Origin of the sequence: Fibrobacter sp. UWB1 (assembly GCF_002210325.1) — a bacterium.
Classification (GTDB): Bacteria; Fibrobacterota; Fibrobacteria; order Fibrobacterales; family Fibrobacteraceae; genus Fibrobacter.
The window spans coordinates 1-26,489 of the sequence record NZ_MWQL01000003.1 but is presented as its reverse complement, the minus strand read 5'-3'; the positions used below and the strand labels follow the sequence as shown (position 1 = coordinate 26,489).

Below are 26,489 nucleotides of genomic sequence, written 5' to 3'. Positions count from 1 at the left end.
GATTGTATGTCGAAAAAAAATGTTTTGTTCGCTTTGCCAATCGCTATGCTTCTTGCATGTTCCGAAGGCAATTCTTCGTCTCCGATGGAACCGCAAACTCTGACTTTTTCAGAGTCTGTCGGCACATCTTCGTCGAATGAAAATCCAAACTTGACTTTTAAAAGTTCCGATTCGCAGAGCAATTCTCCCACTAGTTCATCTTCTGACGCACTTCTCACAGTTCCCTCTACGTTTCCCGATTCTGTTCTCGAAGAAATGGAAAAGGAAATCCGCATTGAAAGACTAAATAAACAGATCGACAAGTTGCAAAGCGCTAATGAGTGCAGTACCATCGAGGGTATCACCGAAGAGGAGATATCCTACTGCAAGACTAGGTTCTGCCTTCTCCATCCCGAAATATGGCAAGGTTGTGAAGAGTAAAAAATAAGAATCGTTTTTGAAACCAATAGCAGATAGTTTTATACAAAAACGCGTTAGGGATTCCCCAAAGGCGTCAAATATAGCCCGACCGCACATATATGTGCGGGAATGCCCAAAGATATTTGGGGCTGGCGAAAAAATGGGTAGCTGACAATCTATATTTTTTTTGCTCAAAGGGAATACCTTTGTCTATTTTGTGGACATTTTTCAAGATTTATGCATACCAATTGTGTAAAGTCGCTTCCGCATTTGCGGGAGCGGCTTTTACATAGTGGGGGTGTTGCCTGAACTTTTGCTTTTGTTACAATGTCACTTGTGTTGAGCTGCGGGGGCAAATGTCCGGGCGGTTTTGTCACTTGAGCAAAACGGCCCGGTCTTTTGCCGGAAAGTCTTTTACAAGGTGAAGATGGTGCTTGAACATTTGGCCGAGCACCTTCACCGCTTAGGTGATGGTGCTGGGGCGTTTGCCGGAGCGGCATTTACAAAGTGAAGTTCTTGCTTGGGCGTTTGCCGGAGCGGCGTTACTACGGTGATGAAGTTGCTTGGGCTTTTGCGCGAGTGGTTTTACCACTTGTGCAAAGGTCCTCGGACAATTGCATAAGCGCTTTTTCCACTTGTGCAAAGGCGCTTGCACTTTTGCGGGAGATGCTTTTACAAGGTGAAGAAGGTGCCTGGACTTTTGCCGGGGCGTGTTGCATTCTTGTGTAAAGGGGCCCGGGCAAATGTCCGAGGGGCAACACTACTTATGCAAAGGCACTTGAGCATTTGCTGGAGCACCTTTACCGCTTAGGTGATGGTGCTGGGGCGTTTGCAGGAGCAACATTTACAAAGTGAGGGGCATGCCCAAGCATTTGCGGAAGCTGCGTTTACAAGGTGACATTGGTGCCTGGACATTTGCAGGACCTCCAACCACACTTTTGGGCCGCTTTTCGGGGCTTTTGCCCCCTTTTACCACCAGAGTTTCAGGCGAAGGTAGTCGATTGCCTGGTGCGAGAGAATCCACCAGAGCGTGCGCTTGCCCGCGAAAATCTTCGCTATCCCTGTCATGCCGGGGCGGAACCACGGGGGAGTCGCCCGCACGAACTCGCCGCGCACGGCGAAGGTGTTCTCCTGGTCCTTGACACTTGCCGTCGGGTTCATGAGCGTGGTGCGGAACCTGTACACGTAATCGGGACGGCTCTTGATGGCCATGAAGCCCTCGCCGCCAAGCCGCACGTTGTTCACTTCGAGTTCGCTCACGTCGGCCTCCATGTAGATTTCTTCGATGGATGCCAGCTGGAACAGCTCGCCGCCCTGGTTCACATGCGACCCCACGCGCTTTTGCAGGTCGCCCTCGATGACCACCGCGCTGTCCGATTCGCAGCGCACTACCGAGCGCGAGAGCTTGTAGCGCACCGTCTTTAATTTCGCCAGTGTCTGCGAGAGCTTGGCCTGCTGTATGCGCAGGTCGGCCAATTGCCTGTTCGCCTGGGCCTTCTGTATTTCGCGGCGGTTGTCCTGCTCCTGGGCCATTAGGTCGGCCTCTTCTAGCTTGAGTTCCTTCTGGTCGAGTCGCAAGAGCTCGTCGCCCTTGTACACGATGTCGCCCGGCTTCACCTTCACGCTCTGGATAAACCCGTCGAAGGGGGCGCTCAGGTAGGTGATGTGGTCGGTCTTGAGCATGGCCGGGGCGCTTACCCTGTAGGGGATGGGCACCAGTGCCGCAAAAAGCACGAACGCCGTAAGCAGGATGCCCAACAGTTTTGCCCAGGTGTGTTCGTGGCCCAGCAGCTTGGCTAACCCCTCCCGCGCGGCCCGGGCGAACCTCTTGCCGAACCAGCCGCTCTTGCGGTAGAGCTCGTCTATCCTTGCGCTAGTGAGCGTTGCTACCAGGTGGATCTGGGCGGACTCCTCGTCGTCGAAGGGGTGCGCCCCGCGTTCGCAGGTGATTACCGCGATGGTCTCTTCGCCCCGCCTTACCGGGACCGAGAGCATGTGCCCCACGCCGTAAGTCTTGCTGTAGTACTCGTGGATCCGGGTGGCGAGCGGGGTGCCGCCGTCCGGGGGCGGGTAGGCTATGCTGGCGTCCTGTTCGTAGGCCTCTTCCATGGCGCATTCCAGGTCGCGCACCACCTGCATTTTGCCCTCGAAATGGTCGGTGTGGCTTATGGCCGCGAGCACCACGTAGTCGTGCTTGACCATGCCGATGCTCACCCTTTCGGCGTGGTGGCGGTCGGCGATTTCGCCCGCAAGTGCGAGTGCCGCCGTCTTGAAAGTCTTCGCCTCGCCGACAACCCGCACGATGTCCAGGACCTCGTTCATTTGCCCGATCTTGGAACTGGTGGTGCGCAGGGCGTTCTGCAGCGCCTTGATGATGGCGCCCTGGTCGAACTGCGGCTTTTCCTGGTTCTGTGCGGTCATTGTACTGTCGGTTAGGGTGTGGTTTGGGTGGAAATAATAGTAAAAAATGCCGACATGCAGAAACCGTTTAGAAATGCTACAGTCTAAAGGCGCGTAAGAATATCTGAAGCATTTTGAAACATCTGCGGTCGCCCCAATGCCCCCAAAAGCCTGTTTTTGCGGTTGGCACGGTATTTGCAATGGAAATAGCATTTAACAACGAGAGGGGTCTTATGTCCGATCAAAAACCGTCCACGCCAAAGCTTCTATCTCTTTCGGGAGGTGGATTTCGAGGGTTCTTTCAAGCCAACATCCTTTCCTATATGGAAACCGAACTTGGCATGCCTTTAGCTCGTCTTTTCGCCTTGATTGCGGGAACCTCTATTGGGGGGATTAACGCCTTAAGCCTTGCCGCAGAAATTCCTACAGGGAAAATGATTGACTTCTATAAGGAATGGGGACCAAAAATTTTCCCAAAGATAAGGTGTCCGTTGGGCTTGGGCGGCATTATAAGGCAGAAATTTTCTGATAAGCCGTTGAGGGCCGCTTTGGAGCAACTCTTTGAGGACCGGACTATTGAAGATTTGAAGCATAATGTGTTGATACCGGCAGTTAATCTTTCTACGGGTATGCCGAAGGTTTTCAAGACGCCACATCATGACAATCTAGTTATGGATAAACAGTATCGTTTGGTCGATGTAGCCTTGGCAACAAGTGCCGCTCCGACTTATTTCCCTATACATAAGATGGATGAACTTTATGGATGGTATATGGTTGATGGGGGCTTGGTTGCGAATCATCCGGGATTGTATGCATGCATAGAGGCCGAACAGTTCTTAAATATGGGGTCGCAACCCTACAAGTTATTGCATATTGGGACAATGAGTTCTGGCATCACGGATGTATGTAATACGGTTAATTCCGGGTTTTTGACTCGATGGCGAGGTAAATTGTTTGATTTGTCAATCTCTGCACAAGAGGCGGCAACAGAGAATATCTTGAAGTTTAAGTTGGGGCCGGACCGCTATATGAAAATCGATGTAACCCCACCGAAGGAACAGGTGAAGTCCATTGCGCTAGATAAGGCGAACCCAAAGGCCCAGCAAATACTTTCACAACAAGCGCGTGACGCCTACCAAAATGCGCGCACTGCATTGCAGAAATATATGGCGGAAGGAGAATAGAGTTATGGAATGCAAAAGTTTGAATGATTGCTTCCGAGGGTACCTCAAGGAGATAGAAGTCTCGCAGGAGGTTAAGGAAACATTGGAAGACGCCCGATTGAAGATAAAGCGAGCGTTGACTGAAGGGATTGGAGAACGGACGGCACAAGAAGAAAACCGAATTGTGCCGCGTTTTATGAGACAGGGGTCTGCTGGTTATAAAACGCAAAACATGCCTTGTTGTCCACCGGCGCAACAGGTTGATTTTGATTATGGGTGCTATCTTCCGTTGTCGTATCATGAAGATGAATCGGAGCCCAGAGAAGCTGCGAATGATTTTTTTGATATGGTCGATTCCATACTTAAGCCTTTGGCTAAAGCAAATGGGTGGACCGCTGAGAAGGGGAAAAAGTCGTATTGTCTAACTCTTTCTGATGAGATTCATTTTGATGTTCCCTTGTATTCGGTGCCTGATAAGAAATTTCAAAAAATTCGGGATATGCGCCCTGTCAATGAAAGTGCGCAAGGGAGCACTTTTGCTGCTTGTGATGAACAAGAAGAAAGGGATTTGGATTGGGATGATTTGCCCACAAAGTCCATAATGCTTGCGTATCGTGAAGACAACGGTCTGTATTCCTGGAAAAAATCGGATCCACGCTTGCTGAACCTGTATTTCATGAATAAGGACGATGACGATCGCGCGATTTATAGGATTCTGAAAGGGTGGCGCGATTTCAATTTCCAAGATGGAAAGGGGCCTTCATCCATATTCCTGATGAGCCTTGCGGAAAAGGCCAATGCAGGAAAATCATTTACCGATGATATTTCGGCAGAACTTTTGAAGGTCTTGAAATTTATCAAGTCAATGTCCTTGCCCGATGATGAGGTCTCTGTAGAGAATCCGGCTGATCCAAGGGAAGGTATCAAGTGCCCGACGGAAAAGTTCAAAGTGCTACAGAGTCGGGCGGTCGGCTTTGCTTCTGCCATTGCTGGCAATATGGACCCCTCTGATGCGGCGCGGTCGCAGGCTGTGCAACGTCACCTTGGAAAGAGATTCCCCGTGATAAAGGATTCGGTACAGATAAACCGTAGAGGAGCACTGCCGTCTGTGAGAGCCGGTTGATATGAAAGACAGTCCCTGGGAAAATCTTAAGGATGCTCTCGCTGCATGGAACTTTATTCCTTGCAGAGGGAGCCTTTCTGCCGAATTTGAAGGGCCGATAGAATCGAGTACCTTTGGAACAGTAATTGTAAAGTTATTGTTTGACAATCAGTGCTGTACCGAATTTCCCAGGGCTTGCTTGGCTCGGCAATATGATGGACTTTGTTTTAGAAAGGTTCCCCATGTAGAGAAGGATGGCGGTTTATGCTATCTTCAAAAGGGAGAATTGGTCTTTGACGCATGTAGGCCATACGATATGGTTGGGGTCATCGTTGACCAAATAACAGAACGCATTCTTGATTTACCCAAGGAAAAATACGGGGAAGAATTTTCAAACGAGATGCCATCTTATTGGCCGTGTGACTACAGTGCTGAAATAAAGGATGTTAACAAAAACTCCTTGAAGATAATTGAAGGTAATTCGTCTTCGCCTAGTTATTCATGTCCTGTTTATCCTTTATCTGGTCATGTTGATATATCAGCTTTGAGATTCCCTTTTGGTTCAATGAAAGACCTGCTCCTGTTTGGCAAGGCTTCAATGGGGAAGCGAGCCTTCAAACGCTACTGGAAGACTGTTTTATGGGGATGCTATTCCTCCAAGAATTTTGCTATCGCCTTTAGAAAGAATGCAACTATCTTGGGATTGATTGTGTCGCCATCTCGCAGCGGAAATCTTAATTGTCGGTATTTTGCGGAAGAAACCGAAAATAAAATATTTTCAAGGAATGTCTCTATGGAAAATAGTGCTCCTTTAATGGATAAGAGAATTCTGGTTGTCGGATGTGGTACATTAGGGAGTAATTTGCTTCCGATGTTGGTAAAGTCCGGTGCCGGATTTAAAAATCCATTGAAAATTGTTGACCCTGATAAGTATAAGGAAGAGAATTTTTCCAGACATTATCTAGGTCTAGAATCCCAAGGAGTAAATAAGGCTCGTGCAATGAAGACTGTTTTGGAAAATCAGGTAAAAGGTGATTCAAGGGCTTTGTGTAGGAATTTTAGAATAGATGCAATAGAGGATTCCTTTGAAAAAAGTTTTAAGCCGAAACAGGATTTCCCTTTTGACATTGTACTAGATACAACAGGTGACGAGTCGTTCTCGGAATACTTGAACCGATTCCTTGCGCAATTACCAAAGATGCCTCTATATATTTGTGGATATATATACGGGCGTAGTAAGGCTGTGTGTGCATCTGTTATCGGTAGTTCTAAAAAAGCGTGTTTACGCTGTGAAAAGAAATATGTGGAAGAAAATGGAGTTTTGCCTGTGCTTGGTAAAGAAGATCAGACAAGAGGAACCTGTAATGCCGTTTTTATTCCGTTCCCTATAACGGCTTCTATTGCAGCGGCAAACTTGATGATGACAGCTTTGTTTAGGTCTCTAAAAGCAACGGAAGAAGAATCTTTGTTTTGGCTCCAAACTTGTGCGAATAATGTCTGGAATGCGATGGAGTGTGTTACTATACCCAAGGATGATTCATGCCCAGCTTGTTGCAGAAAATAGAACCAATAATGTATTTGCCATTAAAAAGAGGCAAAATGTTCAAAGTTGTTTTCTCGAATTGGATGATGAAGAGAATTGCTCGAATACAGAAATCTGTGTTGACCAATTATGAAAGTGGAGGGATGCTGTTCGGCGTGATTCGACCGGGTGAGTTGACGATTTCTTTTGCGACTCCGGCCTACCCAGATGATAAACGGTCAAAAACAGAATTTGTTCGCCGAGACAAAAGACACCTGAAAGTCTTAGACTCTGTGCAGCGTCGTTTTGGGGGAACAATCGGGTATTTGGGTGAGTGGCATTCTCACCCAGAATGTGATCCACATCCGTCCGGTGTAGATAAAAAAGGGTGGAATGCTGTTGAAAAGAAATCTGGAAAACCGATTGTATTCTTGATTATAGGAAGCGAAAAGGTATATTTGGAATGTAGAATTTAAAGGCTTTCGCAGGCATCAAAACCATCGGCGGTCAAGGAAAAAATATTCCCGTCCCTGTTTGGCTTGATTAGATTCTTTCGTACAAGTGATTTTAATGCTCTTTCATATTCTGCAATTTGACGCATGTCTTGAACAATGGTACCATTTATGTATTTTCCACCAAAAGTAGAAACCCATTGTAGAGAATGGTCGTTTTTCTGATTCATAAGTTTTAATAATTGTGTTTCATAATCAGATAATTTGCCCGAATTTGTGGGGCGATTGACACTTTGTGCTTGTGACGGTGATTCAAGCTCGTTTGAAATCAATTGAATATCGTCATTAATTATTGACTTTAATTCTTCCAAAGTTGAAAATTCTTTGTAGAAGGCTTGCTTGCGTATTTTTTCTTTGAAAGCGTCTAATTTCTTGCTTTGTTCTTCGTCAATCTGATTCCTTCGAATGGGTAAATTGCTAAAATAGATAAACGCTTTTTTCCCTTCCTCCATATGTCGCATGATTTCTTCGATAGATCCGCTAGGGTATTCTTCTGTAGGAGTGCCAATTTTATTCCAAAAGACTGCGATTACGAAATCCGCTTCCTTAAGAATTTGCTGATTTAAACTTGTCTGAGGGTGACAACCTGAATCCGGATGAGCGTTTATATCCCAACCGGACACTAAAAGGACTATTTTTCTTTTGTTAGAATTAATCTCATTCCAGTGATATATGGCTTCTTTTATGATTTTGCGTTCATCTACTACATCGGATGGTGAAACAATCATTATATTATAGCAGTTTGCATTAAACATACTTTATCCTTGAAAATTTTTTACCTTTGTCGCTTAATATACTTTTATATTTCTTAGAAAAGAGACTCTCTAGCGGGTTTAACGATGCTATCGTGACGCAAATCACGCTAATTGAAAAATGAATACGGTTATAATACGACCACGTTCCAGCGGTATACAAAAAAAGTCGGACCTCGGGGCGGGGTGTGGGGTGAATATGGGGGCATTTTACCCCCATTTGGGGTGTTTGGGGCTGGTCAAATAGCTTTCTTTATTATCTTTTTCTTAAAAATAAGAACAGATTTTGTTCCTATGAATGAATCGGATGTAAAAGTAAAAGGGCCTGGTCCCTATTCGATTGCGCGGTTGAAACCGCGATTATGGTGGATGCCTTATCCATCGAGATTTTGCTTTCAAAAAAAGTTTGATAATAGGAGTAAGAAATGAAAACGATTAAGAAAATTGGCCTGGTGAGTGCTGTCGCGTTTGCGATGTTTGCGCTTTCGGCTTGCGATGATTCGTCGTCGGCATCGAGCAACGGACCTGATGAAAATGCCGCTGTTGATTCTTCATCCTCTATTTGTAAAGATTGTGATGACGAATCAAGTAGTTCTGCTAAAAAAGTTGAATCTTCTGATAATCAGAGTAGAGATTCTTCAAGTGATGCCAAATCAAATAGTTCGTCATCAAAAAAAGAAAACACAAAAAACAGCAGTTCGTCTCAAAAGGCAGGAAGTAGTAGCTCCGAGTTTGTCTTCAAACTTTGCGAAGATGGTGATACTTCATCGACAGTTCTTGCCGGTAAAATCTATTACAATAGCTGCAAAAATGGCCAATGGAATCAAGATTCCATTGGTGAATATGTGAAACCCAAGGTTTACCCGAATATGGATAGCGTATTTGGGTCGGAGTTTAAAGCATACGGCACGTACGAAGATTTGCGTGATAACAATGTTTACAAGACTACCAAATATTATGAAAAGTTCCAGCAGAATGGTGGAACTGTAATAGACAGTTTTACCGTAATGGCTCAGAACCTGAATTACGCAGAAATAATGATTGACAGCACCACGACAGTATTTGATGACAGCAAGGTCGAAAAACGCTGCTACAAGGATGACCCCTGGTATTGCGACAACTACTTTGGTGCCCTTTACACTTGGAGCGAGGCTATGGGACTCCCCAAGGTGTGTGACAGCGTTGGTGTTGAAGAAAACCCCAAGTGTAACATTGACCTTAGTAAAAAAGTTCAGGGGGTATGCCCGACGGGTTGGCATGTGATGACGGAAACCGAATGGAAACACTTTGCCTACACAAACGGATTAAATATGAGTTATTCTCTACTATCTCATGCAGTATGGGAAAAGAAGAGAGGAAATAATCCTTATGGAATGTCCGTGCTACCAAGCGGTGATGAATACCCTTATAATAAAGTGTCCAGTTTTTGGTTCCCCTACGAAAAGTCTGAGAGTAATGGCGGAGTAGTTGATTTTACTATTGATGATTTCACAGTAAGTTCGGCAAGAAAGTATGGTTTTATGAGTATTCGATGTGTACAAGACGAAGGCGATACTTTTTTAAGGTAAAAACAAGAAAAATAAAGAACGGAGCAGACTCATGGCTAAGAAAAATCCGAACGACAAGAATCTAAACAATTACAAAATAGAGGCACTTGAGCCTCGTCTGATGATGGATGGTAACCAGTGGGGTAGTGAAATTCTGTCCAGTGGTTATGATGTTGTTGAGTCTGCTTCGGCTAGTTATGAAAAGTGGGAGTCTACCAAAATTGATACCGTAACACTTAAGGACGAAAACTCGGGTGAAATGAGTTTTGCGTCCATCAAGGATTTTCTGGATAATGAAAATATCCTTGAGAAAGGGATGAACTGGGTCAAGGATAGGGTCGCTGCTGCATGGAATCGGGTGTTGGCTGATAATAATCTCGATTCCACATCTGTTGTTTCTGCCGCAGATGTCTTTGACGAACTTGATGGAACTCTAAAAGACAAGGATGGGTGGCAATTTACAATATCTAGTGGAACGAATGATTTTACCGTAAGCGCAACATTCAACAGGTATTATGAGGTGCCAGATGACAAATTCCTTATTGCGGACTTGAAGAATTTTGCGGGCGTAGACCTTAAACTTATTCCACTGGATTCAGAAAAAGCCTTGCATGTGACGGGGACCTTTAGCTGCAAATTTGATGGGCAAAGAAGTGTTTCCTATACAACGAAACCAAATCTCAATGCAGAAATAGCCTTTAAGCAGATTATATCCAATCAAGTTGACCTAGAAGATTTGGAGGATGACTACGGCCTGGAACAGAGTTCTTCTTATTACGGAACACAGGGAAATGTGTTCAATTATTTATCATTTCCAGATTCTCCAAATGACGATGTTTCTGATTATTCTGCCAAAGTAGGAATGAATCTCGGAAGCGCTTCTCAAAAAGTAACAAAGACCCATTCTGGTGAATTGAATTTCTATATCGGGACGATAAACGATGTCACGTCACAGATTCTTAAAGGCCCCAATGAAGAAAAACTTTTCTCGAATGTCCATGTCAAATTGATATATGATGAATCGCAAGGGGTCTGGAAATGGGAAAATACTGCTATAGCAGCCTTAGAAAATTTTGATATGGGGCTGGTGCTCCGCAAACTTTCGGACCTTTCTCAATGGTTGCAATTAAATTCTACTGCAACTTCTGATAATCCGACACCTTTGCTATACGATTCCTTCAATGGAATATTGAACCAAAACGCCTCTGAAAATGCGTGTCTACCGAAACTGTTGAGTGAAGTTATTGAAAAAGCACCTTCGACATTGGTAGGTTTGTTTCAGTGTGCACAAAAATTTCACCCCGCTTATTTAACATACGATTCAACTTCGGAAAAGTTAGTTATTCCGTTTAGATTAAAGTTGCAAATGCCTGGATCGACGGACCAAACGCAACTGGTTGATGCGGAAATCGAAACAGCGGTTTCGTTGGCGACAAAGGCCCTTACCGATCGTGGTTTTGTTGTCCGTGATAATAAATCACTTGACCTGACTACAAAAAACATTATATTAAGTTTTGACCTTGTTGTTGATTTAGGAGATGTTTCGAGTAGCAAGGTGTCGAAAGATTCAAAAATCGTAGAGTTCCTGAACGAAAATGCTTTTGAAAATACTTTTGGAACGAACTGCGTCATTGCTGATAATGGGCTGGGTTTTGCATTCCCTGATAGTTCTACCTATAAAGCCAAGGATGATATCCAAGGAATTTATTTTACCGTATCGACAACTCCAAAGGATGCATATGCCTATAGTGATGCATATATTACTTTCAACAGCGATTTTTTAGCAGCTGTAAATGAAAATGAGGAAATTGAGCTGATTTTAAAGAAGAACGGTGACTCCGATGTAAAACAATCTTTCTGTTTCCATGCTTCTGGGACCATAGAAGAATTGGCTTCTGCAATTCAGGCTGAATTAGCGACTAACGAGAAATATCTAGAACATAAAAAAGCAACAGTTCGCTATGTCGGTAACTATCTTATTATTACCAATCTGGCGAAAGATTTTTATGTAGCATCTCTAGAAGTTGATGATGAGGGGGCTACAATAAATGAAGGTTTCTCGCAACCTGTATTTGTTGAAGTCTCAAAAAAAATGCCTATAGCAATTCCTTCGGCTGGGACAATAACACTCAGTATAAGTGGTGTAGATGATGTAGTAATAAGTCCAAACTTTTCAGGGGCGAAAAATGAGGAGGATGTGGTTCGTGTATTAAACCAATGTCTAAATGATTTTCAAGGAAATGATAAAAAATTTGTGGCAGAACTTAGGGATGGTAAGGTTGCGTTCCGTACAACGGAAGCCTATTGTGCAAGTCCTTTTACCGTCAGCGGCGGAAATTTAAGTGGGATTGGGTTTGTAGAAAATTTAACATCTAATAATTCATGTTTAGAAATTATTGTCGAAAGAGATAATGATAATAAAGAATTTAAGGCTGATATCAGCTTTGATGATTGGTGGTTGTCATCGGAAGGATTGTCTCAAAGGACGGTAGATGCTTTGTTAAGCAAAATATGTGGAGCATCTTTTGTTGGTAATCAAGAGACGGTATCAAATGTTTTGTCCTTTGATGAAAATACACTTAAAATTGTGGGGAAAAGCGGTTATACCATAAAGTTGATAAAAAATTGTAATGGGTTCTCTTTGGCGTCGTTGCTTGGGATTGCTGGCGAAAATACCGCCGATGCACCGGCAGACTTCACTGTGAATGTTTGGAAACTTGATGCAGAAGAATCGATTTTATACAAGAATTTCGAATTAAGTTTTGAACAGACTTTGACTGGTAATGCCGAAATAGACGCTAATCTAGGACTCATACGTAGCCAGTTTAAAAAAGACAATGTGAATTTAGAACATACGATCACATTGTCTATAAATGCGGAGCCGGGTGCTAATGAATCTTTTGAATTACCTGATTATAGAATCTCTGCTGCAAATGATTTGATTATTCAAAAAATACAGTCCGTAGGAGAACATTACAATAAATTAAATGAATTATGCTTGGCATTTAATCCAAATGAAATCAATCTTTCTATATTGAATGATTTTTCTAATTTATATAATTCTGCTAATTCGTTTATTCTTGCAATACATGATTTAAGCGAATATGTGGCAGAATTTTTGAAATATTTAAGTTCTGAAGAAAATACAAAATATGCGTCGTTTGTTGAATCTCAACAGTCATCAATAAACCAGGCTCTATCATCTTTTTCTTCCGTACGCACAGCACTTGAAAATGTTGATTTGAGTGTGTTTAGATCTTTTTTGAATAATCCTCAAAAACAAGAAAATATATTAGCAGTAACAACACAAGTAAACATCCTTAAACAGGTTGTAAATTCGCTTAATTCTTTAAATGCGTCCGATGTATTTGAGTCGATGAATACATCGTTAACCACGCTGATTCAAAGCATAAAGGATGGTTATGAACAAGGTGTTTCCGTCACCGTGTCAAAAACACAAGGCGGCACCCTAGTTCTTGAAGAAGTAGATTCGTGCGAATTGGGCTCAATTTCCTTAAATGATTTGCCATCTACTGAAGGTGTTGTTTCTGAGGCAAGTATTATATCGTGGAGCAGAATTCTTACGAATGAATACGCTTTGAAAGACTTGTCTATAACAACCGCTCATGATGTTTTGAAACAATTAGGCGACGAGTTCGGTGAAAAATTTTTAGGTAAGCCTAAAATAGGTGAGACTTCAACAACTTTTGATGGTCTTGTTTCAGAAAGTTTATTGTCTTCGAAGATTCCATTCATTGACCATTCTTTTATAGAACTTGCTGGCCTTGATACAAAATTGTATGAACTGTATAATTTGATGAACAAGGCTGATTCCCTTACTCTCCAAGATTTTGTGGAACAGTTGTCTGCTAGAACTGGTATAGGTTGTGTTTTGTCGATGATTGAATCTAACGAAACATATGCCATCGTTTTGAATTTTGGATGGTCCTATGCCATAAAGGATAAGAAAATTACACTAGGAAATCTCGGTGGTCCTTTATCCTTTATCGGAGGCGGAATTGATGTGGCTTTAAACGGTCACTTGAATTTTAATTTGCAGGCGAAAGTTGTTTGCTCGAATGGAAACGTATCAATTGTCTTCAATCAAACAAATCCGTTGGTAGATGCCTCTTTTACGATAGCACAAAATCCACTTTCTGGTAAGATTAATGTTAATATTGATGGAGAACAATCCTTGTCGCTTCTCGAAATAACGGGAGGTAGCTATATTGATGTCGGAGCATCTTGTAAATTTGGTTTTGGAACAAATACGTTCTTTGAATGTAAGGAAGCTTCCCTGAAAGTTGATGGTCTGCTTAACCTTTCTTTGCTTGGGGCGGACGCAGGTTCCATTGAGATTGGCTCAAGTTACGGGAATAATTCCATAAATCTGCTGAATTTAGGTGACTTGTCCTCGCTAACGCCACAGTTGATTTACTTAAGCGAAACGGACGAAGAAGCCGATACAATAAAAGGTAATTCTCCAATTTATGTTGATTTACATAAATTGGATATATCTCTTTCCCGTTTTAACCTGTTCGACAACCTGGCTTTGGTTGGCGATGGGCTCTCGCAACTTTTGCGCAAGGCGATTAGTGGCTTGAATAGCGAAGTCTTGCGTGATTCAATGAGAAATGTGCCTTTTATCGGGGACCGTATCATTGCCGCTGCGGATTGTCTTACCAGATTGGATTCCGATTTTGTGGAGCCGCTCCGTAAATTCCTGAATAGTACCCGAAACGTTGATGAAGTCGTGATTGCCGAGAAGTTGTATGATATTTTAAGTCAATACAATCTGTTTGCAACGGAATTAGACAGGCCTTTGGCAAATTTGGAAAATGGTGCGACAGAAACATGGGCTGACAAGGAATTTACTCATTGCTATAATGGAATTCAGTATTATAAGAATGAGGACGAGGCCGGCTGGCGCTTGCGTTTAGGTGGACAGTACGAATTGGACAGCAATGCCGATTTTGATTTAGGTTTCCCTGGATTAGGTCTCCGTTCAGAAGGAGGACTTAAAATTACCTTAGAATGGATGTTGGATATTGGATTTGGAGTCAACAAAAATACAGGAGCATTTATCCTGTTGTCCAATGGAAAAGAATTTTGGAGTGGAGAAGGTGAAAATAAGGCTCTTAACAGGTCTACATCCGGTGTCGATTACGAAGAAAATAAAGAAGGTTTAACGAATCATGTCGGTGACGACTTGAAGGTCTGGATTACAGTTAGTACGAACGATGGCTTTGAAATAGACGGCTCGTTGGGCTTTTTACAGATGACGGCGACGAGCCATAATTTTGCAGGGGCTTCTGCATACCTTGGCGTTGATTTGAATGATGGAAGGAATGACAAAACAGTAGATGCTGAGACGGATGGCAAAGATGATTATGGAAAAGACTCTGTAATAAATATCTATAGCCTCGCATCAGAACTTTCTGTAGAGGCAAACTTGCTTGCAAGTGTTAATATTGATGGTTTGGAATTAGAATTGGGTATAGGGGATGGATCGAGTGCATTTCCGAAGTTGACTGCTGAATTGAATCTTGACTGGTCTGCTTCAATTGGTGGTGGCGAAGATAATGGGCTCAAGTTGTTGTCTTTGAGTAATCCCACCTTTGATGCAGGAAGTTTTATCTCGGATACTTTTGGGTCTGTGGTCAAAAGGATTCAGAGCGTAATAGGGCCCATACAGCCGTTAATTGATTTCTTGCAGGCTGAAATCCCTGTTTTGAACAAGTTGCCTGCTGGCAAGATTCGGATTACTGTCCTTGACCTTATCAAGATGTATGGCTCCAAGAACGATATGGACTTTGGATTCTTGGATGACATAATTGCAATTAATAGAATTGTAAAATTATTCGATGAAGGCTCAAACAATAATTTGTGTAGTGATTTGCTCTTGAAGTTGCCAGATCTAATTTTATATGAAGATGCTGATGGTTATGATTCTAGTAATGGGGATAGGCAAAAAAGAACAGAAGCAAATACATCCAGCATGAATTTCCTAAATGGATTTTCGGACAATCTGGATTCGTATATACAAACTCTTCGTGAAACGTTTACTCTTTCTTCTGCAACGAATACTTTTGACTGGGGAAACTATCAAAGTAAATTTAACGCCATTATGAGTGACTTGGGTCGCATTATTAATGAAGACCATCAAAGTTCATCTTCTGCAAGCGCTTCTTTTTCAACAAGTGGTGGCGGCGGGTTTGCTTTCCCGATTCTTACCAACCCATTGACTGAAATTGTTGGTCTTTTCCTGGGTAGGGAATCTACCTTGGTGACATACGACATGTCACCGCTAAGGTTCGACTTTGACTGGAAAAATAGTTACCCGATTGTGGGACCGCTATGTGCCGACATTGGTTTTAATTTCGGGGCCTGCATTGACTTGGAGTTTGGGTATGATACACACGGATTGCGCCGTTGGAAAGAAAGTGGCTACAAGAATTATGCGGCTTTGATTGATGGCTTTTTTATTGCGGACTGGAATGATGATGGCAAGGACCTTGCCGAAGTTGTATTCCATTCCGGTGTAACGGCGGGAGCAAGTATTGCTGGGCGTGCTGGCGTCAATGTAGGATTGAATCTGGATGTGAATCTTGATTTTAAGGACCCGAATAATGATGGAAAAATCCGCCTTGGCGAAATGGCGGATATGTTGAAAACGAATCCAATAATGATATTCGATGCTTCTGCTGATATAGAAGTGGAAGCCTATGCATATTTGGATTATTTCTTTGGCCGAAAAAAATGGACTTTGTGGAGTAGCGATGCGTTTGAATTATTCGATACCGCTTCTAAAAAATCTAATACGCCAACACTTGTTTCAGACAATGGAGATTACCTTGTTGTAAATGTTGGTGATTTTGCGGCAGGCAGGAATTCTGGTAATCTGAGCGATGGCGATGATGTCGTAACGATTGAATTTACGGGTGCGAAAAAGTTTAAAGTTTCTTGGGAAAATTATTCATCCGAAGAAATCAGTCTTGACAAAGACTCAAGTAATCCCAAGAAAGGCATCTGCGTTTATGCGGGAAAAGGCCGTGACGCAATCACCATAAAATCATCAACGGAAGTATCTGCAGATGTTATAGTTTATGGTGGAGATGATAAAGATTTAATTGATGCCTCTGGGTTGACCCTTGCTGCAAATGGGAATGCCATATTAATCGGGGATAGCGGCCTTGATGTTATCAAAGGTGCTGGTGGTTTAGGCAACAACTTCATATTTGGAGAGACCGCGCGATTTGTAAAGGACGACGATAAGGTAAAACTTGCCGAGGCCTATCCCGATGTAGCTTCTGCGGAAACCAATGTTTTGTTTGGTGGAGCGGGGAAAAACTTCATCTTCGGTGGGGCTGGTAGCGATATACTCTATGCCGGGGATTTCGCTAATACCTCCAACTATCTGTTTGGCGATGGTGGTAGAATAGAATACAACGAAGACAATCTCCTCGAAGTTAGCCGTTATGATTTGTTTGACGAAGGTGGCGATGATTTAATATATGGTAGTGAATACCTGGATTGCCTATATGGTGGTGCCGGAACAGATTGGATTGAAGGTCTTGGCGGTGATGATGAAATCTATGGTGGTCAGGGTAATGACATCTTAATCGGCGGAAACGGGACCGATACAATCTACGGGTATGATGGAGCCGATGTCATATTTGGCGATACGCCTGCTGAGCCGAACATGGTGATTGCTGGTGCTGGTAATACAGTAGGTGCTCTGCCTTATGCCTATCTATCATCGGATTACAAGAATGACAAATCTTCACATCCGTTGTTTTCCAGTGCAGGATTGGTGCTAACAACGCCTCAACAGCATTTTGTTAATCTGCCTTTTGAAAAAATTAAAAGCATTGTTTATTCAGGAGAACAAATAAACGTTAATAAACTTACGGTTCTATCAAAAATACTTGGGTTAAATGAAGATGAATTAAAAACTAATGACTCATATGATACAACCAAGATAGAATCTGCAATTTTAAGCAAACTCTCCAAAGTCCAGGATAATGAGGGCCTGTCTAATTCAACGGATTACATTTACGGTGGCAACGGTTCTGACATCATCTTCGGCGATGACGGTAAGGATGAGACTGATTTGCTGGAGAATGAAATACTTGTTGGCGGCAACGATGTCATTGAGGGCGGTGCCGATAACGACTTTATCGACGGCGATGCCGGTGACGACCGCATAACGGGCGGTTCCGGCGAAGATATCGTTTACGGTGGTCAGGGTAATGACACTCTTGATGGTGGTGCCGGGAACGATATCGTGTTCGGTGATGATGGAATTAATGGATTTGCGACAGACCAGAAGGGAACTTCGGGTTTATTTGCCAATCAGGAAGATAGCGAAGCGAGAAAGAACCAGGGACTCATATTTGGAGAGAGCATCAATTCTTTCGTAAATAATTTCGGAATCAAGGCAGATGCGAAGTCGAATACAAGTGGCGGGGCCGACACGATTATTGCCGGGAATGGCAGCGACATCGTGGACGGCCAGAGCGGCGACGATTCCTACATCGTGAACATGATGGGGGGCGGCAACCGCGCCTATACAAACGTGATGGATTCGGGTGAAAATGACGCGTCCGATTCCTTGACCATCAACGGAACCGTCAATGCCGATGAATTCCTGATTCGCGCGTCGGACCTCGGCCTGGGCATGGTGGCGTCACTGCCGGAAATCCAGACAGACCCGAACAGCCCTGTAAGCAGGACCCAGATCGAGCGCGTGAACTTTTGGAACGTGGGTGGCGAAAAGACCGGTGTCGAAAATCTCGCCGTGAATGCCGGTGCCGGAGACGACAAGATTTCCATTGACGGGACACTTTCTACAATCGCTATCGATGCTGGTGCCGGTAACGATACGGTAACGGTCGGCCAGATGTTCGATTCAAAACGGACGACCGACGCAAATCTCAGCAACGTGCAGCCCAAGGATGTTTTCGGGACGACGGAGACGACCCAGGGCTACCTGAGTAACGGCGTAGAACACGCAACGTCCATTGTCGGTGGTGAAGGTAACGACACCTTCAACGTGTTGCACAACAAGGCGGCGGTGTCGCTTTCCGGTGGCCTTGGCAACGACACGTTCAATGTTGCCATGTTCCAGGAAAAGCTTGAAAACGAAACCACGTCGATTGTCGAGAACGGCCCGGTCACGCTGATTGGCGGAGCGGGTATCGACAAGATGAGCATCGCCGGAAGCGAAGGGGACGACACCTTTGTGATTTCTCACGGCCGGATTTTCGGCGAGGGGATCGATGTGCAGACGGTGAGCATCGAAGACAAGAATGTCTACGGTGGCGACGGCGACGATTCCTTCTATGTGCTTGATTCTGAAGCGAAGGAAATAACGAAGCTCTACGGCAACAAGGGTAACGACAGTTTCTACAATGGTGGTGTAGGTTCTGCCGACATGCCCGCGTTCCTGACGGCGACCGCGGTGGATTCCGGTGCCATCAATGTCGTGTTCGTGAACGCGAACGACACGACGAAGGTGCTTGACACGCCCACGGCCGTATTGCCCGAAAACGGAAGCACGGTCAATGCCTACAGGGTGAAACTTGATAGGGCTCCCAAGGCGGGCGAGACCGTTACGGTGACGGTATTCGCTCCCGGGGCGACCACGGAAGCGCATGGACGCGGCGACCGCGAAATCTGGCTTGTGGACGGAAGCGGAAAACTTTGCAAGTCAATAACGTTCAAGTTCGCCGCCACGGCGACGGGCGACGGCGTTGTCGCCTGGGATTCCCCGCAGTTGGTAAAGGTGAAGGCCATAGGCGATGCGGTGCGCGAAGGGGACGACTACTTCTCGCTGCTGCACAATGTGTCGCTGACCGCGACGCAGACGAACGTGGAAGCGTCCGTGGTGAAAACCTGCAAGAACGCGCTGGTGTTCCTTGACGAACCCGGTACGCAAACGACCGTTGACAACAAGTTCTCTGTGACGCAGGAAGTCGTCGTGACGGCTTCCACTGGGAATGAAGTCGCTGTGGACAATCTTCTGTTGCCTCCCGCTACGAGCGGGATAAATGCCTGGTATATGCAGGACGGGGCCCCCGTTTCCATTGATGCGGGGAGATTGTCTATCGATGAAGAAGTGCTGAAAATAAATATAAATTCTCTGGGATTGACGCCCGGCACGAGGATTTATTTCAACTACCAGCATAGCGAAGTCTTGCTGGATGATGAAAGTGTCGTGCAGATGGCCTACAGCACCGAGGGCATGACCGATATGCTTGAATTTACGTCTGCGGATGATGGGACGAAAAATTCCGTATGTGCCGAGAGTCTGCTTGGAACCATAGACGCGGACAATGCCAGGTATGTCTACAGGACTGCGGGTACCCAGATAATTATCCTTGACAAGGTCTCGCTCAAGCCGGTTTCCCTCAAGGGGAATGTATCATTCCAGCCGGTGGACGGCTCCATCGTTTACCCGCAGGTGACGATTTATGACGAGGAGAATTCCTTCCAGAATGTCTCCAAGGAAGAAATCGCGCAGCACATGCAGGACAACACGATTGAAAAAATCAAGGGCGCCCTGTACGAAGACGGCATGGGCAAGGAGTTCAGCCTTGGCGATGTCGGCCCCGCGATGCTCCGTTATGGAACTTCGACGACTCCGACAACCAACGACGAAAAAAATTCGGCATCTGCCGAGGACCTTGCCGCCTGGGCCGCGGCTGCCCAGACCGCAGCGCAATTTGACGAGAGCCAGAGCGTGGACCGTGTTTTCACCAACAACATGGGAAATGCCAAGGCGGGCGTAAAGAACGACCTTCAGGCGTTGGAATCTGTCGGGACCATCGACCAGTCCGTGATTCCGGTGGCGGGCGGTTCGCCGGTTATTCTCAATTCCCTGCCCGATGTGCAAAAACAGGCCGACACGGAATGGTTCAATTCGGACTCCGAGTCGCTCCGCTTTACCCATAAGGACCTGGCGGCAACCGACGAGAACCGTATCAACACTGGCAACATGGAATACGGCGAATACAACCTGGGTTCGGGCGCGGACACGGTGGATATCTACAAGTCCATCTACCGCGAGGACGGATTCCAGACCTTTACCGTGATGAACAGCGGCGAAGGTGGCGATACGATCAATGTCCACAGCTACCAGGATGGCGAAGACGACCAGCTGGTGATCAACGCTGGCGAGGGCAACGACACCGTGGATGCTTCCGGCGAGGACGTAACCAAGGAAGGCCTTATCGTGTTCGGTGGCCTCGGCGACGATACCATTGACATAGACAGCGACAGTTCCCTTGTCTTCGGCGACCGTGGCCAGGTGCTGTACCACGACGATGATGGCAACGTGGTGACACGCCTCGGCGACGACAGGACCGGTACACCCGGCGTTGATGTGGAAGATGAAGAATGGAATGCTGGCGGTTCCGACTATGCTACAGGCAAGAACAAGGATTCCGAAGCCTACTGGCAGACCGACGGTGTTCGCCGCGGCCCGAGCATTGCCCGCACGGTGACGGAAAACCAGGGCGGAAACGACGTGATAACCCTTGCCGACGGCAGGAATGTCGTTTTCGGCGGGGTGAACGCAACACGAACCGTTCCTGCGGATACTAGCAAGCATGAAAATGAGAACGAAGTCATTTCGACTGGCAATGGCAACGACCTTGTATTCGGCGATGACGGCTATGCCACCTTCGGCGGGCATGCCTCTATTGCCGAAGCCCTCGGGCAGGATAACGCCCCCGAAGTTCGCACCGAGGCGACCCTCAGTTTCAACTTCCAGGGAGCCTCGCAGACTGGGTTATCTTCGGAAGATGTCGCGGGCGCGGCAGATTTCGCGAAGGCGAACTGGAACAATGTGGGCGGGAACCTTGCGGGCACCTACGGCAACGATGACCGCGAGGTGGTGCGCTTCGACGACGGCACCCGCGCAAGCGCCGTGAGCGTGAGCTACGGTGGCATCGAGAGCCACCGCAACACGGATACCGACAACCGTATCAACCTGCAGGCCTACGGCCACAACTTCGCGAACGCCTCTACCGACGCGGATGCGGCGCTGATGAACGCGGGCCTCATGACCACGGCCCCGAACGCCCAGTGCGACAACAGGCTCGAAGTCGTGGTGGATGGCCTTGCCCAGTACTTTACGGAATACAGGGTTGTGGTCTATCTGGATATACCGGATTCCCATTCCGCGCCGGTGCATAGCGTGCGCAAGGTGAGCCTGTATGTGGGCGACTCCAGTGATGCCCTGCAGAGCTTCTATGTGGACGATGCCGAAGGCGAAAATTTTGACGGCGGCTACGAGCGTGCCACAGCCACGACGGCATCCGCGGCAACCTACGCGAACTATGCCGTGTTCACGGTATCTGCGGCCAATTTTGCCGACAACTTCCGCGTGGTTATTGAGGACGCGTTCCCCGACCAGCACCCCAACGGCAAGAACCTGCCGGGAATCGCGGCCATACAGGTGCGCGGCGACCTGCATGCGCAGGATGTGGCCGTGTCTACGCAGTTGAACCTCGGTGGCGACGATACCGTCTCGACGGGTGGCGGCGACGACATCGTCGTGGGCGGTGCCGGTAGCGACTACATGGCTACCTTCGGCGAACTTGCGGGTGGCATACGCGACAACGACCTTGTGTTCGGCGACAGCGCCTCGCTCCGGTTCGAGGATCGCCTGGGCACTGGCGATACCATGGTGTCGTCTGCCCGTAGCCTTGACCCCGCCGCGGCAGACCTTGTCCAGGGAGTCGGCTTTGACGACCGCATAGTGACTGGTGACGGCAACGATACGGTTGTTGGCGGTCTCGGCGGCGACAAGATTCTTGCGGGTAGCCAGTCCGAACTCACGCAGCTGGGCATCGCGCAGGCGTTCTTTGGCGAAGAGGCTACGGCGGAAAGCCTTGACGCCGCGAACGGCCCTGCCGCCATCCGCGACCTGGAACAGCTCAAGGATGCGACGGTGGATGGCCGCAAGGTGCTGAGCGTCAACTTCACGACCCGTGGCGCGGACGATTCCACCATGGCCTCGGGCCATGCGGGCGTTGTGCACGACACCGGATGGAACAACCTCTACCTGTACAACGGCCACCTGTACACGCACGAGGGTAACGAGAATTCCACGACGCCCGTGCTGCGCTACAGCGAAGGCGGCACGGTCACGGACAGTTCCGTCGGGATTTCTTTGAGTTCCTACGATTCGGGAACGACTGACCAGGGACAGAACGGGAGCCTCGTGTTCCGCACCTCTACCGAACTGGACGGCGACACGGCCAACAGCCGCCTGTTCGCGGGCTACACGGCCGCCCAGCAACAGCAGGACATCCATGTTTCGCTCACGAACCTTTCTTCGTTCCGTGGCGCGGGCGGTACCTGCGACGTGTATGTGTACCTGGGTGCCGACAACTCCGACACGGACGCCCACAGCCACATCTACGAAATCCAGGGTTCCGAGGATGGTAGCCGCTACCTGAACGACTGGAAGGGTCACGCCTTCGACGGCGACTATCGCGAGGCGACCTGTAGGAGCCGTAGCGATGCGCTCGCGAACCTTGCCGTGGGAGCCACCCCCATGGTGGAACTCATCGGCAACTATGTGGTGTTCCACAATGTTGCGGGCGATACTTTCGACCTGTACATCCGCAACCTGCACACGGAAGGCGGCCAGTGGCCCATGAACATGCCGGTGATTGCGGCTATCCAGGTGGTGGCGGGCTCGGGCAGGGCCGATGCCGCCGTGGGTGGCGACCATGACCGCGACCTCGTATTTGGCGACAGTGCCGCGCTCACATTCGATATGGATGTGCCGTATGCCGCCGGGGAAGACCTCGCGGACTTCGCGAACATCAACCGCGTGAACGAGGCTTCGTCCCTGGCGCTTTCCGATGGCCTTTATGCCCTCGGTGCCGATGATGCCATTTACACGGGCATGGACCGCGACGTGGTTGTGGCGGGCGAGGGGCTCGATACGGTGACACTCGGCTCGGGCGACGATGTCGCCCTTGGCGACAACGCCTCGCTGGTGCTGGAGCACAACAACCCCGTGGGCGTATTCCGCCCCGATGTGGAAACGGTGCTCGAAAGCAACAACTACCAGGCCGACAATGCGGCGTATCTCGGTTCGCCCACGGTAGATGCCTGGGATATCCAGGACAAGTTCGAGGATGGCGATGTGCCGGGCGTGACGCTCGAAGCGTCTGCAAACGGCGGCACGGATACGTTCACCGATGCGACGGACAAGGACTGGACCGTGCAGCAGGAAGTGACACCGGGCGAACTCTCTGAACCGATTGATGTTCCCGCCGCGGGCGTACCGGTGGAGTTCCGCGAGGGCGATACCGTGCTGTTGCGGATAACTCCGTCGTCCCCCTGGTACCAGCACCGGCTCCAGATTGGCACGGAAGGTGGTGGCACAATTCCTCCGCTTACCCTTGAATGGGTAGTGGACGGTGTCACCGTGACGGAGTCGGTGTCGAACCCCTACTGGAACGAAAAGGAACTACCCGCTAATCCTAACGCTGGCACTTACTACGAGATTCGCGTGACCGCCCTTGCCGCCGGTAACGCAAGGTTCACTTTCATTTAGTTTTTACTAGCTTTGGAACGCAAATGCTGAATTTTCTCGAAACTACAAATGTCGGGCCGATTAAGCGGCTGTCGGTTAGTTTTGCCAAGCGCCTGAATGTTCTTACTGGTGACAACGGTCTAGGCAAGACTTTTTTCCTTGATACGGTCTGGTATGCTATGACCCGCAAGTGGCCCGCCGAGGTTAACCAGAACCTGTTCTCGGGCCTTGTGGGTCGGCCGCAGGATCCAACTTCTGAATCCTTTATTCGGTTCAATCTGACAACCGAACACGATAACCATGTAGACTACAAGGCCACCTTTGACCGTGCTGAACAGGGGTGGGTAGGTCAGGTAGGCAGGCCCTACAATGCAGGGCTTGTTATTTACGCCCTTGCTGATGGTAGTTTCTGCGTCTGGGACCCTGCCAGGAACTATTGGAAGAAGGGGGCGACCGCAGACATTCAGGAACGCAGGCCTGCGTTTGTATTCTCTTCGCGCGAGATATGGGAAGGTCAGAAGGATGGCGACAAGTCGGTCTGTAATGGCTTGCTTGCGGATATGCTCAAGTGGCAAGACCAGAAGGGCGGTGAGTTTAGAATCCTTGAAAATTTGCTGGTGAATTTATCCCCGCCCGACTTCAATTTGAAGATTTCTGCACCGACGCGCCTTTCTGTTGACGATGTTCGCGACATTCCGACCATAGCCATGCCTTATGGGGATGTTCCTGTGCTCCATGCGTCTGCGGGTATTCGCCGGATTCTTGCTTTGGCTTACTGCCTTACCTGGGCCTATAGTGAACACCGCAAGGCGTCTCAAATTCGCGGGGTACCGACAGCTTCGCAGGTGACTTTCTTGATGGATGAGGTGGAAGCCCATTTGCATCCGCGCTGGCAGAAGAAGGTTCTCAATTCAATCCTTGCTGCTATTGGTGAAATGTATGGCGAGGGGGCCGATGTGCAGGTAATAGCCTCTACACATTCGGCCCTGGTAATGACTTCGCTCGAAGATACCTTCGACAAATCGCTTGACAAGTGGTTCGATTTCGATTCCGTCGATGGTGGCGCAATCAGTTTTGAGGAGCGTCCGTTCGAGAAGATGGGCTCTTCTGATTCTTGGCTCACGAGCGAGGCTTTTGATTTGACCTCTCCTCGTTCGCCGGAATCCGAGGCATTGCTGAAAGAAATGAACGATGCGCTGCGAGAGAATTCGGGGGCTACCCCAGAGCGAATTCGCGGACTTTATGATAAACTTTTGCAGAAACTTTCACCTTTGGACGAAGATTTATTCGTTATTCGACACATTTGCAAAAAGAAGGGCTTTATAGAATGATTCCTGTAAGGCCTCAGATAGAACCTGCCGATTTTGACGATAAAGTGCGTAAACCGGGCAATGCTTGGCTACAGGCGCACCCAGATGTGGATCCCAGCAAGTACAGAAATTTTTGGACGGCGTGTCTAGGTGAAATGGCTGATCTCTATGGCCATACCTGTGCTTACTTGGCGATATACTTTGATTCCGTATATGGAGCCGATTCTGTGGATCATTTTATCCCCAAATCAGATCCAACAAACGGAAAAAGGCTTGCTTACGAATGGAGTAATTACCGATTTTGTTGTCTTGGCGAGAATCGCAAGAAACGGACCAAAGTACCGCCTTTGGACCCGTTTGACCCGCTTATGAAGCAGGATTCGTTCTTCATCAATTTTGCGGATGGCTCCATCTACCCCAATCCCGGTTATGATGAAACCTATAAGCAGAAATGCTGGGACACGATAGAGGCTTTGCAACTAGACAGGCCCGAATGCCGCAAGATGAGAAAAAGACACTTCAAAAAGTATGCCGACAAAAAGGTCTCGCTTGATGACTTGAAAGAAGACTCTCCCTTCGTTTATCAGGAAATCGTAAGGCAAGGCCTTTAATTTGCGGTAGCCTGTTTTGTATAAATTGGTTCGGCCAATTATCCAGTTTTGCAAATTTACCCGTTTATTTCAAAAATTTCGTAAAAAAAATTTAGTCAGGATCATTAGGACTTCGGATGATGAGAGGTTCATTTATTATGCCGCCACAAATTCGACGCGGGGCAAGTTTGGCGTCCGTAAGTTCCTGCCAAATTTCTTCAATTAAGGATTCTCCTGCATCTTGCGTGAGAACTTTGCCTAAATACGTTGATTCTGGGAGCAGTGTTCCGTTGTATTCCCGAGAGAAATTATGCTTTCCGAAAATTTCATCTCTTTCGGGTGTTGTCGATTCTCCTGAATCAGAGTCGATAGAGATTAGCATCCACTGTGAGTCATTATCGTCATTGATTTTTTGGAAAATTTCTGCTGCTTTCTCCATGTAATCATCATTCCACATAGAATCTCCTTGTGCTTTGATTTGTTTATAGTATAAAGATGTCTTTTTATTGGTGTAAATCCAATAACTTTATTCAAAAAAACTTTGCAGTGTGACGTGAATCACGCTGGTTTTAAAATGGGTAGTGTCAAGGGTTTTTCGCAAAAATAGTTTGTTCCAACATCAGATCTAGGCT

General features: G+C 47.1%; 13 protein-coding genes. 10 read left to right on the top strand and 3 right to left on the bottom strand.

Going from position 1 to position 26,489, the window contains the following annotated elements; genetic code table 11:
• Positions 1 to 6: 6 nt before the first annotated feature.
• A complete protein-coding gene (locus B7988_RS14815; RefSeq protein WP_141225544.1) occupies positions 7 to 420 on the top strand; it encodes a hypothetical protein in 414 nt (137 codons plus the stop codon).
• A gap of 948 nt (positions 421 to 1,368) precedes the next feature.
• Here B7988_RS14815 and B7988_RS15245 read toward each other — a convergent pair.
• Positions 1,369 to 2,157 (bottom strand): efflux RND transporter periplasmic adaptor subunit, encoded by a 789-nt coding sequence (locus B7988_RS15245; RefSeq protein WP_249268820.1) that lies wholly within the window; start codon positions 2,155 to 2,157, stop codon positions 1,369 to 1,371.
• A 168-nt stretch (positions 2,158 to 2,325) separates the two neighbouring features.
• On the opposite strand from B7988_RS15245, the gene B7988_RS15240 reads away from it, so the two are divergent.
• The 5 genes from B7988_RS15240 (at position 2,326) to B7988_RS03280 (ending at position 7,062) form a co-directional block, all read left to right on the top strand.
• The gene (locus tag B7988_RS15240; protein WP_249268819.1) at positions 2,326 to 2,835 is read left to right on the top strand and encodes a hypothetical protein; all 510 of its coding nucleotides are present in this window, start codon (positions 2,326 to 2,328) and stop codon (positions 2,833 to 2,835) included.
• A 197-nt stretch (positions 2,836 to 3,032) separates the two neighbouring features.
• Entirely contained in the window at positions 3,033 to 3,983 is a 951-nt protein-coding gene (locus B7988_RS03295; RefSeq protein ID WP_170930523.1) for a CBASS cGAMP-activated phospholipase, read from the top strand.
• Positions 3,984 to 3,987: 4 nt separating this feature from the next.
• Complete coding sequence (locus B7988_RS03290) at positions 3,988 to 5,085, top strand: cyclic GMP-AMP synthase DncV-like nucleotidyltransferase (RefSeq protein ID WP_088656819.1); 1,098 nt, start codon at positions 3,988 to 3,990, stop codon at positions 5,083 to 5,085.
• A gap of 1 nt (position 5,086) precedes the next feature.
• On the top strand, positions 5,087 to 6,628 hold the full coding sequence (locus tag B7988_RS03285) for a ThiF family adenylyltransferase (RefSeq protein ID WP_088656818.1): 1,542 nt from the start codon (positions 5,087 to 5,089) through the stop codon (positions 6,626 to 6,628).
• 35 nt (positions 6,629 to 6,663) lie between these two features.
• Positions 6,664 to 7,062: a Mov34/MPN/PAD-1 family protein gene (locus B7988_RS03280; protein WP_170930522.1), complete on the top strand. Its 399-nt coding sequence runs from the start codon at positions 6,664 to 6,666 to the stop codon at positions 7,060 to 7,062.
• On the opposite strand, the gene B7988_RS03275 is transcribed toward B7988_RS03280, so the two are convergent.
• Positions 7,059 to 7,853 carry a hypothetical protein gene (locus B7988_RS03275; protein ID WP_088656816.1) on the bottom strand — a complete coding sequence of 265 codons (795 nt, stop codon included), beginning with the start codon at positions 7,851 to 7,853 and terminating at the stop codon, positions 7,059 to 7,061. The two genes, B7988_RS03280 and B7988_RS03275, sit on opposite strands and share 4 nt — an antisense overlap.
• 422 nt (positions 7,854 to 8,275) lie before the next feature.
• Between B7988_RS03275 and B7988_RS03265 the strand changes: the two genes are divergently transcribed.
• The 4 genes from B7988_RS03265 (at position 8,276) to B7988_RS03245 (ending at position 25,878) form a co-directional block, all read left to right on the top strand.
• Positions 8,276 to 9,418 (top strand): FISUMP domain-containing protein, encoded by a 1,143-nt coding sequence (locus B7988_RS03265; protein WP_088656814.1) that lies wholly within the window; start codon positions 8,276 to 8,278, stop codon positions 9,416 to 9,418.
• 4,486 nt (positions 9,419 to 13,904) lie between these two features.
• The gene (locus B7988_RS03255) at positions 13,905 to 23,978 is read left to right on the top strand and encodes a calcium-binding protein (protein WP_141225543.1); all 10,074 of its coding nucleotides are present in this window, start codon (positions 13,905 to 13,907) and stop codon (positions 23,976 to 23,978) included.
• A 23-nt stretch (positions 23,979 to 24,001) separates the two neighbouring features.
• Positions 24,002 to 25,288, top strand: a complete 1,287-nt coding sequence (locus tag B7988_RS03250) for an ATP-binding protein (protein WP_088656811.1) — start codon at positions 24,002 to 24,004, stop codon at positions 25,286 to 25,288.
• Positions 25,285 to 25,878 (top strand): hypothetical protein, encoded by a 594-nt coding sequence (locus B7988_RS03245; RefSeq protein WP_088656810.1) that lies wholly within the window; start codon positions 25,285 to 25,287, stop codon positions 25,876 to 25,878. Before B7988_RS03250 ends, B7988_RS03245 begins: the two co-directional genes overlap by 4 nt.
• Positions 25,879 to 25,969: 91 nt before the next feature.
• Here B7988_RS03245 and B7988_RS03240 read toward each other — a convergent pair whose 3' ends face one another.
• The gene (locus B7988_RS03240; protein WP_088656809.1) at positions 25,970 to 26,314 is read right to left on the bottom strand and encodes a hypothetical protein; all 345 of its coding nucleotides are present in this window, start codon (positions 26,312 to 26,314) and stop codon (positions 25,970 to 25,972) included.
• Positions 26,315 to 26,489 lie beyond the last annotated feature (175 nt).

Bases quoted from the DNA above. Each gene is read 5' to 3' on its own strand.
- B7988_RS14815 (WP_141225544.1), top strand. From the start codon at position 7: ATGTCGAAAAAAAATGTTTTGTTCGCTTTGCCAATCGCTATGCTTCTT.
- B7988_RS03295 (WP_170930523.1), top strand. From the start codon at position 3,033: ATGTCCGATCAAAAACCGTCCACGCCAAAGCTTCTATCTCTTTCGGGA.
- B7988_RS03290 (WP_088656819.1), top strand. From the start codon at position 3,988: ATGGAATGCAAAAGTTTGAATGATTGCTTCCGAGGGTACCTCAAGGAG.
- B7988_RS03285 (WP_088656818.1), top strand. From the start codon at position 5,087: ATGAAAGACAGTCCCTGGGAAAATCTTAAGGATGCTCTCGCTGCATGG.
- B7988_RS03280 (WP_170930522.1), top strand. From the start codon at position 6,664: ATGTTCAAAGTTGTTTTCTCGAATTGGATGATGAAGAGAATTGCTCGA.
- B7988_RS03275 (WP_088656816.1), bottom strand. From the start codon at position 7,853: ATGTTTAATGCAAACTGCTATAATATAATGATTGTTTCACCATCCGAT.
- B7988_RS03265 (WP_088656814.1), top strand. From the start codon at position 8,276: ATGAAAACGATTAAGAAAATTGGCCTGGTGAGTGCTGTCGCGTTTGCG.
- B7988_RS03250 (WP_088656811.1), top strand. From the start codon at position 24,002: ATGCTGAATTTTCTCGAAACTACAAATGTCGGGCCGATTAAGCGGCTG.
- B7988_RS03245 (WP_088656810.1), top strand. From the start codon at position 25,285: ATGATTCCTGTAAGGCCTCAGATAGAACCTGCCGATTTTGACGATAAA.
- B7988_RS03240 (WP_088656809.1), bottom strand. From the start codon at position 26,314: ATGTGGAATGATGATTACATGGAGAAAGCAGCAGAAATTTTCCAAAAA.